Genomic DNA, 12951 nt, shown 5'->3' with positions numbered 1-12951 from the left:
TGCTCTTTGCTCTTTGCTCTTTGCTCTTTGCTCTTTGCTCTTTGCTCTTTGCTCTTTGCTCTTTGCTCTTTGCTCTTTGCTCTTAAAGCGTGAAACCTTCCGCTAGACACCGCTCTACGTCGCCTTGCGCAGTGCGCGCCGGATATCCGCGCGGGCCTGGGCGAGCAGGGCCTCGGTGTCGAGCTCTTCGAGCACCGCCTCCACCGCGCGCTTGGGACCGCGCTCGCCCCAACTGCCGCCGCGGCGGAAGTAGTCCTCGGCGACACGCCCGAGTATCCAGGTGCTGGCGTACCCCACCGCCCCTTGAGCGGAAGCGGTGAGCGCGGTCGCGGCGCCGCCGGTGCCGAGCTTCGCCAGGGAGGCGAACAGATTCACGCTCCACACCGCTCCCAGCAGGGCCGAGAGCTGCGCGACGATCACCGCCACCAGACGCCCTGCTTCGCGACGGGTCACCGGCAGGCCGTAAACGCGGCTGAGATGCAGGATCAGGGTGACGTCCAGGGCCGCTGCACCGGCCAAATCGGCCACGGGCACCGGATTGACCGCCACCGCTACCCCCTTGCCCAGGGCATAGGCGTCAGTCAGCCGCCGGGCGATATCCCGCCGCAGGACGGTGATACGCTCGCTTACCCGGTCGCTGAGCCGGCTGGCGAAAAGGCCGGCGTTGAGGGCGGCAAGTGCCTTGCCCTCCTGCTCGATCACGCCCCAGAGACGCTCGACGAGATCCGTCATCGCCGGCGGCGGTTGCTCCTCACGCTCCCGCTCGCTGCCGTCGGCGTCCACGAGAATGACCCGTCGCGGTGCGGGATCGGCGGCACAAGCGAGCACATTCGCCGCACCGACCAGCCCGGCCGCGTGCTCGCGCAGGCGAGCGAGCAATCGCTCGCGCTCGTCCTCGGTATAGCGATCCGCCTTGTTGAGCGCCAGGATCACGGGGCGCCGTTCCGCAGAGACCGCCTGCAATGCCTGGTACTCGCCGCGAGTCAGATCACCGTCGGCGACGAACAGCACCAGATCGGCGGACGCGGCGGTACGCAAAGCAAGCGCCTCGCGCCCTTCACCGGCGACCTCGTCGATGCCCGGCGTGTCGTAGAGGAACACGTGGCCGTCATCGCTCTCGCGCCAGACCTCGCGGTCGGCACGCCGCGTCTCGCCATGGAGCGCACTGGTGGCGAATGCGGGCCACCCGAGCAGGGCGTTCAACAGCGACGATTTGCCCGCGCTGACCCGACCCACCGCGGCGATGTAAACGTGACCGTTCTCCAGGCGATCGAGCATGTCGGCCACGCTGCGGTACTCGTCTGCAAGCTCCTCACGCACCGCCTCGGGCACGCGCGGGTCGTCGAGCAGGGCCTCGAGGCTCGTGCGTACCTGCACCAGCGGCGTGTCCTCGCCGGCCGCGCCCTGCGTCTGCGCCTCAGCCGGAGTCGCGGGCGCTGCTGCCGCGGTCCGCGAGCGCCACTTGCGCCAGCCCCCGCGCAGGCTTCGCCATATCCTCACGCAATGCCTCCTCGAATCGTTCCAGGGCGTCGTCGGCACGCAACTCGCCGCGCGCCTCCAGGGAGTCCACCAGGGCGCGACCGACGGTGCGGAACAGCAGGCCGTAGGCAACGGCGTGTACCACGCCGCCGGCGAGCGTGCCCACCCCGGGAAAAGCCTTCAATGCATTGCCCGCCACACCGAGCAGCAGCGGCGTGGCGGTGCGGGTACGCTCACGCAGGCCGGTGATGAACCGCTCGACGGCGACCTCGCGCCAGGAGATCTCGTAGAGCGTACACAGCTCACGCACCAGCGCCGTGGCGAGCCCGCCCTGAATGACGAGGTCACTGCCGGGGGCGACGGCGGCCAGCGCGCCCACCACCGCCCGCCGCGCGTAGCGCTCCACCAGCGCCTCCGCCGCATCGCGCCGGTGCGCCCGGACTGCGCCCTCCAGCTTGCGCGCGGTGAGCAGGAACACCGCCCGGTCGCGGCGTTCGCCGAGGCCGGCGGCATCGTCACGCACACGTTGCAGGGCACGGCGAAGCCCGCGGACGTCCGGCGGGCGCTCACGCTCGACCCGTTCCTCGCGGCCGCTCGCGTCCCGGCGGATCAACTCGATGGTACCGCCGGCAACGACAGGCACCACCGGCACCATCGATCCGACGCGTTCCCGCAGGCGCTCCAGCACGGCCGTCCGCTCGTTCTGGCGATAGCGGTCCATCTTGTTCACCGCCACCACCAGCGGCTTGCCGAGCCCGCGCAGGCGCTCGAGCGCCCGAAATTCCGGGCGGGTAAGATCGCCCTCGGCGACGAAGAGCACCACGTCCGCACGCTCGGCTTCGTCTCGGGCGGCGATCTCTCCACCGCCGTCCACCTGGCCGAACCCGGGGACGTCGGCGAGCACCAGTCGGTCGCCGTCGCCGGAACGCCATTCATGGTGCGTCACCCGCTCCGTGGTGCCGCCCGTGACGTCGGAGTCCGCGGACGCCCCCGGCGCCAGAGCGCGAATGAGCGCTGACTTGCCGCTACTGATGACGCCATAGACGGCGACGTAGACGGCCGTCTCACCGCGGCGGCGATCCAGCTCCTCGAGCTCGGCGGTGGCCCCTTTCACATCCACGCCCCTTGCCTGCCAGTGCGTTACCCGCGAACGCAGCTCGGCTTCGTCCGGCACCGATGGATGTGCCGACGTCTCCCTACGAGGGGGCGGGAAAAGCGTACGCTTGAGCCCCACGGCGATCGCGCCCAGCACGGCAACGCCAACGGCCGCCACCAGCCACTGCAGCCATACCGGCTCTCCGGCGAGTCGGTCCTTGAGCGCGAGTATCTGGTTGCCGGCGAACACCGCGACCGCGGCGACCGCCAACAGCACCGCCACGGCGATCAGCACCCGCCATTGCCGCGTCAGCGCACGCAGGTCGCGCATCTCAGGTCAGGGCGTAGACGTGGAGCAGGAATGCGTACCGGTAGGCCACCTCCTCCAGGTACTGGAAGCGGCCCCCGGGCCCCCCGTGACCGGCGCTCATGTTGGTATGCAGCACGAGCAGCCGGTCGTCGGTCTTGCACGCTCGCAGCCGCGCCACCCATTTGGCCGGTTCCCAATAGGTCACCCGCGGGTCGGAGACGCCGGCGGTGACGAGCAGGTTCGGGTATGCCTTCGCGGCCACATTGTCGTACGGCGAATAGCCGAGGATGGTGCGATAGGCCTCGGGATCCTCGATGGGATTGCCCCACTCCGGCCATTCCGGCGGCGTCAGTGGCAGGGTCTCATCGAGCATGGTATTGAGCACGTCCACGAAAGGCACGTCCGCCACGGCGGCGTGGAAGAGCTCGGGACGCTGATTGAGCGCGGCACCGACCAGCATGCCGCCGGCGCTGCCACCGTGGGCGGCGATCCGCCCGGCGCCGGTGTAGCCGGCGTCGATCAGGGCTTCCGCGGCGGCGATGTAGTCGCTGAAGGTATTCGGCTTGCCGGCGAGCTTGCCCTCGCGGTACCAGCGATACCCCCGCTCCATGCCCCCGCGCACGTGGGCGATGGCGTAGACGAAGCCGCGATCGACCAGAGACAGCCGGTTGGGGCTGAACGCGGGCAGGTCGCTCATGCCATAGGCGCCGTAACCGTAGAGCAGAACCGGTGTGTCCGCGTCAGGCGTGAGGTCGCGCCGGTGGAAAAGCGACACGGGCACCAGCTCACCGTCCGGCGCCGTCGCCATCAACCGGGCGCTGACGTAGCGCGACGGCTCGTGGCCGGAGGGCACCTCGGTGCGCTTGCGCAGGACCCGTTCACGATGGGCCATATCGTAGTCGTACACCTCGTCGGGCGTGGTGAACGAGCTGTAGGCGAAACGCAGGGTGTTCGTGGCGTATTCGTAACCCGCCGCCATGCCGAGGCTGTAGCACGCCTCTTCGAAGGCGATGGTGTGCTCCTCGCCGGTTTCCATGTGCCGAACCACCAGTCGCGGCAACGCGTCCACCAGCTCCTGGCGCACCAGCCAGTCACGGAACACCAGCATGCCCTGGACGAGACGGCCGGAATGATGCTCGACCAGCGCCTGCCAGCGCGCCGGCGAGTGATCGGCGAGGGGCGCGCGGCAGATGCAGAAATCCTCGGCGGCGCCGGCGTTGGTCCGGATCAGCCAGTGCTCGCCGTGATCGGAGATGTCGTACTCCACGCCCGGCTCGCGGACGGCGAACACGACCGGCGTCGAATCGGGGGCGTCGGCGGGGAGATACCGAATCTCCGAAGTGGTGTGGTCGTGGCTGTCGATGAGCAGGAACCGGCCGCTCTCGGTCTTGTCCACGCCCACGAAGAAACCCGGGTCGGGCTCCTCGTAGACCAGCGGATCGCCCTCCCCTGCCCCGAGACGATGGCGGTACACCCACCTGGGGCGATGCTCGCCGTCCAGGCATGTATACAGCAGTGTGCGCGAGTCCGCCGCCCACTCGAAAGCACCGTTGGTGTCAACGAGGCGGTCGGCGAGGTCTTCACCGGTAATCAGGTCGCGCACGCGAATCTCGTAGACCTCCGCCCCCACCGTGTCGAGGGCATAGGCGAGATAGCGGTGGTCGGGGCTGTGCTCGACGCCGCCGATGCGGAAATAGGCATGGCCCTCGGCCTCGGCGTCGCCATCGAGCATGACGACCTCGGTGCCGCTCTCGCCGTGACGGCGGCAGAGAATGGGATGCTCGCCGCCCTGGCGGTAGCGGGCATAGTAATACCAGTCGCCATCGCGCAACGGTACGCTCGCGTCGTCCTCGCGGATGCGCCCGCGCAGCTCCTCGAACAGCGTCGTGCGCAGCGCCTGCGTCGGCGCCATGACCGCCTCCGCGTAGGCGTTCTCCGCATTCAGGTGCTCGCGGATGACCGGGTCGAGTCGGCTCGGATCGCGCATCGCCTCGCGCCAGTTGTCGTCGCGCAGCCAGGCGTACTCGTCGACGCGCGTATGACCGTGGTGAGTGCTCTCCCGGGGGCGGCGCAAGGCAACAGGGGGCGTTTGGGGGGCTGACACGGCTCGCTCCTCGGTGCAAATCGATATATCGGCGGCGCCGGCCACTATCCCGGCAGCTACTCAATCGCCGTCGGAGGCATCGGAAGACTCGGCACCGCGCTCGCACACGGCGGCATCCAGCAGGTGGACGTCCTCCGGCATCACCGACTCGATCTCCAGGCCGACGCCGAATTCGTTATTGTAACGCGATGGCCGACACCAGCGCGCCCGCGCCGTCAGCCGCACGGCATGCGAATCGCCGCTCGCGCCGGGCAGCCACACGACCAGCTCGAGACATACCTGCTCGGTGACTGGCGAAGGGCCGACCAGCACCAGGCTCGACCGGGAGAGGTTCACCACCCACCCCAACGTGCGTCCCGTGTCCCGCTCCATGACCTGGTGGCGACGTTGCACCAGGGTACGGTTGCCCAACCGTCCGTCCATCCCTGCTTCCATCCCTGCCGAAGCCTGTGGGGGGCGGTCCCCGATGACGTCCAGCCGCCCTCACAGTGTGGACAAAGCGCCCAACCCCACCCATAGTTCCGATACTGGGGACAGATTTCAATCGTGGGGGTACGCAATGCGCGATGCCAGACGACGACCGCGTGATGTGGTCGATCAATTCTTCCCCGTCTACCACGAAGAGACCGGCGAGCTGCTCGGCTACCTCACGGATATCAACGTCGACGGCGGCATGCTCGAGGCGCGGGAACCGCTGGAAGAATCGGCGATCTATCCGATGCGCATCAAGCTGCAGGAACCCGTCGAAGGCAACGACGAGCTGACCCTGCAGGCGCGCTGCGTCTGGAACCGCAAGGACCGCAACGCCGTGTTCCACCGTGTGGGGTTCGAGTTCGTGGACCTGTCACCGGCGACCCGGACATTGCTCCAGGAATTCGCCGCCCGCTACCGCCTCGGCCCGGTTCGCTGACCACCCATCGGGGCGGGCAGAAGACGTATTTGGGGTGCGGGCTGCCGGACAGCTACACTATTGCATCAACTCAACCGCTCTCCAGAGGTTTATATGCAGATCTCTAAGGACAAGGTCGTCGCGATCAACTACACCCTGCGCGACAGCGAGGGTGAAGTGCTCGACACCTCCCCCGAAGGCGAGCCGCTGCAGTATGTGCACGGCGCCGGCAACATCATTCCGGGGCTGGAGAACGCGCTCGAGGGCAAGGAGCCGGGCGACGACCTGTCTGTGACGGTGCCGCCGGAAGAGGCTTACGGCGAGCGTGACGATCGACTCCAGCAGGACGTCCCGCTGGAAATGTTCCAGGGCGTCGACAAGGTGGAGCCCGGTATGCGCTTCCAGGCGCAGACCGAGGGCGGCACCCAGATCGTCACCGTGGCTGCCGTCGAGGACGACAAGGTGACCGTGGACGCCAACCACCCGCTCGCCGGCCAGACCCTGAACTTCGAGGTGAAGGTCAGCGAGGTGCGCGAGGCTTCCGACGAGGAGCTCGAGCACGGCCACGTGCATCAGTAGGCGCTCTCGCGTAGGTCTACCCGTACGCGTTCAGCGCGGGCCCGCCGCCCCTGGCAGGGGGGCGGGCCGTGTGCCTCGGCCCTGCAGCGACACCGCTCGCCGGCGACGCCGGTTCAGCGCAGGAAATCGCGGCTGATCTCCCGGAACTCATCGGTTCCTGCGCGCTGCAGCCACTCGAAGGCCGCCATCTCGCGGGTCACCACCTCCACCCCCATACCGCGTAACCGTGCGAGCGCCATCTCCCGGTCGCCGGGATTACGCGAGCCCACGGCATCACCCACCACGAACACCTCGTAGCCGGCCTCCTTGAGCCCCACAGCGGTCTGCAGCACACACACGTGCGCCTCGATACCGCACACCAGGACCTGACGCCGGTCGACGTCGGTAATGAGCTCCCGGGCCTGCGGTTCGGCCATGGCGGAGAACGCCACCTTCTCGGCGATGGCATCCTCGTTCAGATAGGTGGCAAGCTGCGCAACCGTGTACCCCAACCCATGGGGATACTGCTCCGTCGCCACCATGGGCACCGAGAGCACACCGGCGACACCGAGCAGCCATTCGATGCTGTCGAGGACATTGCCGTGATCGTGGATCGCCGGCACGAGCTTCTCCTGAACGTCCACCACGAGTACGGCGGATTCGTCCGATTTCATCAACATGGTCAGTCTCCCTCCGATACATCGCGCGCGGTAGCCATCCGGGCGCACCAGCCGCAGACCGTCACGCGGCCGAGCATCGCCCGGCGACCCAGCGCCGTTGTCACCCAATCGCGGCGAATCCACGGTGGCTGGTGACGCACGTGCTGCGTATGCCCGCACGCGAGCTCCATCACCCAGTGGCCCTCGTGATCGCGGCGAAACCCGCGCACCGTGGTCTGCACGCCCCCTCCGGCTACCGTGGCGGCAGCGAATAGGTCGCGGTGACGTGGGCAACGGGCTCGGCGTCACCGTCGGTGTGGATACTCACCTCGCCGACGGCCAGCCGCCGGCCGACCTTGAGCAGCCGCGCATCGGCTAGCAGATCCCGCACCGGCGGGCGGCGCAGGAAGTTGGCATTGAGATTGGTAGTCACCGCCGCTGCCACGGGGCCCACGTTGGCGAGGATGGCCACGTATATGGCGGTATCGGCAAGGCCCATCATGGTCGGCCCGGAAACGGTTCCCCCGGGACGCAGATGCTCGTCGGCGACGGTCAGCCGCAGGCGCGCGGTCTGCGGCGCCACCGCTTCGACGCGGCCATAGCCCTGGGGGAAATGCTCGTCCAGAAAGGCCTGCACCGAGGCCACGTCCATCTCCATTCCCGCTCTCCTCCACCTGGTCCCGGCATGGTACGACGGCAATGCCGAACACCGGAACGGCCCCGGCCCGCTCCACCGCCTCAACTGCCCTGGCGATACCCCGCCCAGAAGGGATCCAGCCACTCGGCATAGTACTGCGAACGCCCCACCGCTGCGCCGTCGATGGGCCGGCGAACCTGGGCGTGGCTGGCCGTGCGAACCGCCCCGCCGGCCCGTTCCGGGGCCAGACAGGCCGGATCGAAGGACAAGCCGCAGGCGGCGAGCAACGCCCGGATGCCGGCCTCCGGCTCCCGGACAAGCGTCTCGTATCGCACCTCGTGCCAGCCGGCAGGCGCTGCGGAACGCAGCCGCCGGGCCAGTCGCTCGTGGCGGGCGACCACCCACCCGAGGTCACCGAGGTCATAGCTGAACCCCTGCCCCCGGGAGAAGTGCGTGGCGAAGCACGACACGCCGACGTCGCCGGCGTCACGCGAAACGTGGACGATGCGTGCACCGGGCGCCACGCGCCGCAGCACCGGCAGGCGCAGGAGGTTCGAAGGCAGCTTGTCGGTAAAGCAGCTGACGGTAGCGAGCCCGGCACCGGCGAGGCGTGCCTGGTAGTCATCCCGCACCTGTCGCCAATGATCGCGGTTCATCCGCGCGAGCACATCCGGGTAGGACGTGCCGACGCGTGCCTCCAGATCGGCGATCACTCCCGGCAGGTCATCGCGCTCGCCGCCGGCGACCACGTCGGGATGCGCGGCCAGGATTCGTTCCACCAGCGTCGTCCCCGATCGCGGCAGACCGACGATGAACACCGGCGCCGGACCGGCGCCGGGTTCGGCGGCCGGCTCGCCTGCTTCGAGGTCGGCGGCGACGGCATCGAGCAGGGTGGCGAATGCACGGCGATCGAAAGGCCGCTGCGTACGGGCGATCCCGTTACCCCGCTCATAGGCCGTGAAGGCCGCCGCCCAGTCGTGCAGTCCTTCGTAGTACCGTCCCAGCGTGAACCACAACGTCGCCGCCTCCCCCGCCGGCAGCTCGCCGGCATCCAGCAAGCGGCGAATCACTTGCTCATCATCGGCGCTCAGGGACTGGGCGGCGGCGAGTCCGTCCCAGGCAGCCGCGATATCAGGGCGCATCTCCAGCGCATCACGGAAATCCACGACGGCACGATCGCGCTCGCCGAGAAACAACGCCGCCTGCCCGGCACGCACCCGCCATGCGGCCGCCGCCCGGTCCTCGCCCTGGTCGGCAGCGGCCACGTATACGGCCCGCGCCTGCTCGACCTCACCGAGCTCCTCGAGAAGCTGCCCCCGCAGATCCGCCACCGTGGCATCGCCATCCGCTTCGCGAAGCCGGGCGAGTGCCGCAATGCGCCGTCCCGCAGCGCGCAGACAACGCACCAGGATCACGAGCGCGTCCCTATCGCGTGCGTCGGCAAGCGGTTCCAGCGCTGCCACGGCCGCGTCCCAGTCACGCACCTCCCGGGCCGCCCGCGCATAGGCAAGGCGAGCCTGGCGCATCGTATCGCCGTCGGTTTCGTCGAGCATCGGAGCGAGCGCACGCATGGCCTCGTGCTCGCGCCGGGCAGCAGTCAGCGCTTCCGCGCGGGCGATGACGACGTCGCGCGCCCCCGGGTGCACCGCCAGAGCACGATCATAGGCGGTCACCGCCGCTTCCGCGCGGCCCAGCATCTTCTGCGCGTCGCCGCAACCGGCATGTGCCGCCCAGTCTCCCGGGGCGATGGCCACGGCCCGCTCGTAAGCGTCCAGAGCCTCGGCGGGCCGGTGGAGGGCGAGCAGAACCTCGCCAAGATGCGTGAAAACGGGGGCGTGGCGGGGGAGGCGTTCGGCAGCTTTGCGCAAGAGGCGCTCGGCGTCGTGCTGGCGGCCACGCTGGTGATGAACGACACCCAGCAAGTGCAACGCGTCGGGCTGGTCGGGGACCTGACGCAATGCCCGTCGATAGCGCTCGGCAGCGCGCGTCAGGTCACCGCGCTCATGGGCACTGACCCCTTTGCGTACCAGCTCCGCCACACGCTGCGAGGCACTGCCTCTCGCCACGCCACCTCCTCTCTGCGGTTCGCGGGGGCAAAAAAGAAACCCCGGCATCAGCCGGGGCCATGGTAGCGCGTTTCGCCGCGGTGGTTAGAAGCTGTACTGACCGCTGAACTGCACGCGGCTGGCGTCGCCGTCCGCCCCACCCTGGGTCTCGCGCTGGGCATACTGGTAGCTCAGACCATAGGTGATGCGGCTGACGGGCGAATACTGGATATTCGCGTGAATGGTATCGGAGGTCTCCTGCACGGAGTCGTTGCCGTACGTATCGACGAGATCGTCCACGTCGGAGTCCGTGTGACCCCAGGCCAACAGCACGCTGGTGGTCGGCGTGAGCTCCTGCTGGGCCCACAGCACGGTGCCCAGCTGCTCGATGGCCTCGAGGTCACCGTCACTGTCGATGAACGCGGCCCGCTCCACGCCCTCGTAGACATAGCGGCCGATACCGTCGCCATAGACCACACCACCGGCGAGTGTCGTGCCGCCCATGGTCCAGCGCGCCGCACCCATGACACCGAAGCCCGCCGTGCTCTCGCTGTCGCTGCCGTCGTCGACCTCGAGCTGCCGGGCCAGACCGGCCACCGAGTAGCTGAACGAGCCGGCACTGCCACGATAGGCAAGGGTGAGATCCGGGAGGGGATCCTTGCTCGCGACGGTATTGAGATCCGCCACGCCGGTGGAACCGTCACTCACGCTGCCGACGATGAGGCTCTCCGGATTCTCCAGGGAGACCGAGAAGCCACCGACCGTATACCGCATCTGGCCCTGACGGATGAACGACTGACCGGCGGGGCCGGCGAAGTCCAGCGTCGGCGGCAGTGCGATCAGGTACATGAAGTTCGACCAGGTCTGGCCGGCCAGGATGCCGTTCCAGCTGCCGTAGGCATGGCGGATACGGAAGCTGTTGGAATTGGAGAATACCTCGTTACCGCCGCCACCGAAGAAATCGCCCTCCAGGCGGGTCGTGAGATCGCTGCCGCCGAGGTTCTCGGTGGTGGTCTGCAGGGACAGCCGCGATTGCCGGGCATGCACCCGGGTGTGCCCCTCGATCTCGTTGTCCTCGGCGTCACCCACGTTGATCGCGCGGGTATTCAGCGTGTCGCCCAGGTCCTCATTGACGTTGTAAATGAAATCGCCCTTGAGATAGCCGCCCAAGGACACGGTGGTGTCGCCCGCCTGAAACTGCACCGCGCCGGCCTGCCCCGCGGCCGCCAGGGCCAGAGCGGAGCCGACACCGATGGCGGTAGTGCGCAGTCGTGTTCCCGCCATGACGCTTCCTCCTGGTTATTCGTCTGTGGTTTTCCAGCAACAGCAAACGGCGCTGTCAGCTTGAGTATAGTTCAATTGATGCGGAAAAAATCAAGGTCAACACACCACTTTCGTCGCTTTTTTTTCATGACGTTGCGTCAGCGCCACAGGTTTTCGCTACGTCAGCACTACAGCGATGCTCAGCCGTACTGGTACCGTGATGCGATGCAGATTGAGATCTGCGACGCTTTGCTTAGAATCGCGGGTTTTGTCGCCGGCTATGCGTCATCATGACGCTATACCGGGGCAAAAGGAGGGGAGCACGTGCACCGATACGGCCAAACGCCGTCGTGCACGCCCGGCGGAACGGATTCACGGCCGGAGCGAACTCACATTATAAGGTCTGGCAGAGGGGATATTCGCCTTGATCAGGGTAGACAACGTCTCGAAGGCCTTCGGTGGTCTCCAGGCGGTACGCGGGGTCTCGCTGGAAGTGACCCGGGGCAGCATCACGGGGCTGATCGGCCCGAACGGCGCGGGCAAGAGCACGCTGTTCAACATCATCGCCGGCCTGATCCCGCCCGACACCGGCCGTATCTTCCTGGAACAGGAAGACATCACCGGCATCCCGCCCCACCGCCTCTTCCACAAGGGCCTCGTCCGCACTTTCCAGATTCCACACGAATTCTCGCGCATGACCGTACGCGAGAACCTCATGGTCGTACCCGCCGGTCAGTCCGGGGAGAATCTGTTCAAATCGTGGCTGCGCTGGGGGCAGGTCCGCCGCGAGGACGGCGACATCCTCGAGCGCGTCGAGGACGTGCTCGACTTCCTCGAGATCTCGCACCTGGCCGGTGAGCTCGCGGGCAACCTCTCCGGCGGGCAGAAGAAACTCCTCGACCTGGGGCGCGCCATGATGACCGATGCCCGGGCGGTTCTTCTGGACGAACCCGGCGCCGGCGTCAACCGCACCCTGCTCGGCAGGATCTCGGCGGCCATTCAGCGACTCAACAGCGAACGTGGCTACACGTTCTGCGTCATCGAGCACGACATGGACCTCATCTCCACCCTGTGCGAGCCGGTGCACGTCATGGCCAACGGCGAGGTCATCGCCTCCGGCAGCATGGAGGAGCTGCGACGCAACGAACAGGTCCGCGACGCCTATCTCGGCGGCGGCATGAGCGGGCAAATGGGGGCGTAATGGGCACACTGCTGCAGGCACAGGCACTTTACGGCGGCTACGGGGGCGCCGACATCCTCAACGGCACCAACATCCGCGTGGAATCCGACGAGATCGTGGTCATCGTCGGCCCCAACGGTGCGGGCAAATCCACCGCCATGAAGGCGATATTCGGGCTGCTGCACGTGCGCGAAGGCAAGGTGACCTACCTCGACGAGGACATCACCAACGCCAAACCGGAAAAAATGGTACGCCGGGGCATCGCCTACGTGCCCCAGGAGCGCAACGTCTTTCCATCCATGACCGTGCGGGAGAATCTGGAGATGGGCGCCTACCTCCTCTCCGGTGACCTCAGCGACCGCATGGAGCACGTCTACGAGCTCTTTCCGAAGCTCAAGGAGCGTCGCCACCAGCAGGCGGGGCTGATGTCCGGCGGCGAGCGGCAGATGGTCGCCATGGGCCGTGCATTGATGATCGACCCCAAGCTCCTGATGCTCGACGAGCCCACCGCCGGGCTATCGCCGATGCTAATCGACGAGACCTTCGAGCGCATCCAGGAGATCCGCTCGCTCGGCATAGGCGTGCTCATGGTCGAGCAGAACGCCAAACAGGCACTCGCCATCGCCGACCGCGGCTACGTGCTGGCCACCGGCCGCAACCGTTTCGAAGATACCGGGGCCAACCTCCTGGCGAACCAGGAAGTGGCCGAGATGTTCCTGGGGGGCTGACGCC

Annotated in this window: 13 protein-coding genes; 4 read left to right on the top strand and 9 right to left on the bottom strand. The window is 67.6% G+C overall.

What is annotated here, in order from left to right:
• Positions 1-114 precede the first annotated feature (114 nt).
• The 4 genes from ACPEES_RS17635 to ACPEES_RS17620 are packed head-to-tail and all read right to left on the bottom strand — an operon-like array spanning position 115 to position 5411.
• Entirely contained in the window at positions 115-1500 is a 1386-nt protein-coding gene (locus ACPEES_RS17635) for a DUF697 domain-containing protein (protein WP_435104894.1), read from the bottom strand.
• Positions 1418-2905 carry a GTPase gene (locus tag ACPEES_RS17630; RefSeq protein WP_435104893.1) on the bottom strand — a complete coding sequence of 496 codons (1488 nt, stop codon included), beginning with the start codon at positions 2903-2905 and terminating at the stop codon, positions 1418-1420. Before ACPEES_RS17630 ends, ACPEES_RS17635 begins: the two co-directional genes overlap by 83 nt.
• 1 nt (position 2906) lies before the next feature.
• Positions 2907-4988 carry a S9 family peptidase gene (locus ACPEES_RS17625; protein WP_435104892.1) on the bottom strand — a complete coding sequence of 694 codons (2082 nt, stop codon included), beginning with the start codon at positions 4986-4988 and terminating at the stop codon, positions 2907-2909.
• Positions 4989-5048: 60 nt separating this feature from the next.
• Entirely contained in the window at positions 5049-5411 is a 363-nt protein-coding gene (locus tag ACPEES_RS17620; RefSeq protein ID WP_435104891.1) for a hypothetical protein, read from the bottom strand.
• Positions 5412-5547: 136 nt separating this feature from the next.
• On the opposite strand from ACPEES_RS17620, the gene ACPEES_RS17615 reads away from it, so the two are divergent.
• Together ACPEES_RS17615 and ACPEES_RS17610 are read left to right on the top strand one after the other, a co-directional pair.
• Complete coding sequence (locus ACPEES_RS17615) at positions 5548-5898, top strand: PilZ domain-containing protein (RefSeq protein ID WP_435104890.1); 351 nt, start codon at positions 5548-5550, stop codon at positions 5896-5898.
• A 93-nt stretch (positions 5899-5991) separates the two neighbouring features.
• Entirely contained in the window at positions 5992-6456 is a 465-nt protein-coding gene (locus tag ACPEES_RS17610) for an FKBP-type peptidyl-prolyl cis-trans isomerase (RefSeq protein WP_435104889.1), read from the top strand.
• Positions 6457-6569: 113 nt separating this feature from the next.
• Here ACPEES_RS17610 and ACPEES_RS17605 read toward each other — a convergent pair whose 3' ends face one another.
• The 5 genes from ACPEES_RS17605 to ACPEES_RS17585 form a co-directional block, all read right to left on the bottom strand.
• Positions 6570-7115, bottom strand: coding sequence for a hydrolase (locus tag ACPEES_RS17605; protein WP_435104888.1), 546 nt, complete (start codon positions 7113-7115; stop codon positions 6570-6572).
• A 2-nt stretch (positions 7116-7117) separates the two neighbouring features.
• Complete coding sequence (locus ACPEES_RS17600) at positions 7118-7336, bottom strand: DUF3565 domain-containing protein (RefSeq protein ID WP_435104887.1); 219 nt, start codon at positions 7334-7336, stop codon at positions 7118-7120.
• Between the two features lie 11 nt (positions 7337-7347).
• Positions 7348-7752: a PaaI family thioesterase gene (locus ACPEES_RS17595; RefSeq protein WP_435104886.1), complete on the bottom strand. Its 405-nt coding sequence runs from the start codon at positions 7750-7752 to the stop codon at positions 7348-7350.
• A gap of 80 nt (positions 7753-7832) precedes the next feature.
• On the bottom strand, positions 7833-9797 hold the full coding sequence (locus tag ACPEES_RS17590; RefSeq protein ID WP_435104885.1) for a sulfotransferase: 1965 nt from the start codon (positions 9795-9797) through the stop codon (positions 7833-7835).
• Between the two features lie 84 nt (positions 9798-9881).
• Positions 9882-11060 (bottom strand): DcaP family trimeric outer membrane transporter, encoded by a 1179-nt coding sequence (locus tag ACPEES_RS17585; RefSeq protein ID WP_435104884.1) that lies wholly within the window; start codon positions 11058-11060, stop codon positions 9882-9884.
• A gap of 403 nt (positions 11061-11463) precedes the next feature.
• Between ACPEES_RS17585 and ACPEES_RS17580 the strand changes: the two genes are divergently transcribed.
• Both ACPEES_RS17580 and ACPEES_RS17575 read left to right on the top strand, forming a co-directional pair.
• A complete protein-coding gene (locus tag ACPEES_RS17580) occupies positions 11464-12240 on the top strand; it encodes an ABC transporter ATP-binding protein (protein ID WP_435104883.1) in 777 nt (258 codons plus the stop codon).
• The gene (locus ACPEES_RS17575) at positions 12240-12947 is read left to right on the top strand and encodes an ABC transporter ATP-binding protein (protein WP_435104882.1); all 708 of its coding nucleotides are present in this window, start codon (positions 12240-12242) and stop codon (positions 12945-12947) included. Before ACPEES_RS17580 ends, ACPEES_RS17575 begins: the two co-directional genes overlap by 1 nt.
• Positions 12948-12951: the final 4 nt, after the last annotated feature.

Origin of the sequence: Arhodomonas sp. AD133 (assembly GCF_051195215.1) — a bacterium.
Classification (GTDB): Bacteria; Pseudomonadota; Gammaproteobacteria; order Nitrococcales; family Nitrococcaceae; genus Arhodomonas.
The sequence above is the reverse complement of the archived record's forward strand: the minus strand, read 5'-3'. Positions and strand labels throughout refer to the sequence as shown.

Bases quoted from the DNA above. Each gene is read 5' to 3' on its own strand.
- ACPEES_RS17585 (WP_435104884.1), bottom strand. From the start codon at position 11,060: ATGGCGGGAACACGACTGCGCACTACCGCCATCGGTGTCGGCTCCGCT.
- ACPEES_RS17630 (WP_435104893.1), bottom strand. From the start codon at position 2,905: ATGCGCGACCTGCGTGCGCTGACGCGGCAATGGCGGGTGCTGATCGCC.
- ACPEES_RS17605 (WP_435104888.1), bottom strand. From the start codon at position 7,115: ATGTTGATGAAATCGGACGAATCCGCCGTACTCGTGGTGGACGTTCAG.
- ACPEES_RS17610 (WP_435104889.1), top strand. From the start codon at position 5,992: ATGCAGATCTCTAAGGACAAGGTCGTCGCGATCAACTACACCCTGCGC.
- ACPEES_RS17615 (WP_435104890.1), top strand. From the start codon at position 5,548: ATGCGCGATGCCAGACGACGACCGCGTGATGTGGTCGATCAATTCTTC.
- ACPEES_RS17575 (WP_435104882.1), top strand. From the start codon at position 12,240: ATGGGCACACTGCTGCAGGCACAGGCACTTTACGGCGGCTACGGGGGC.
- ACPEES_RS17595 (WP_435104886.1), bottom strand. From the start codon at position 7,752: ATGGAGATGGACGTGGCCTCGGTGCAGGCCTTTCTGGACGAGCATTTC.
- ACPEES_RS17620 (WP_435104891.1), bottom strand. From the start codon at position 5,411: ATGGACGGACGGTTGGGCAACCGTACCCTGGTGCAACGTCGCCACCAG.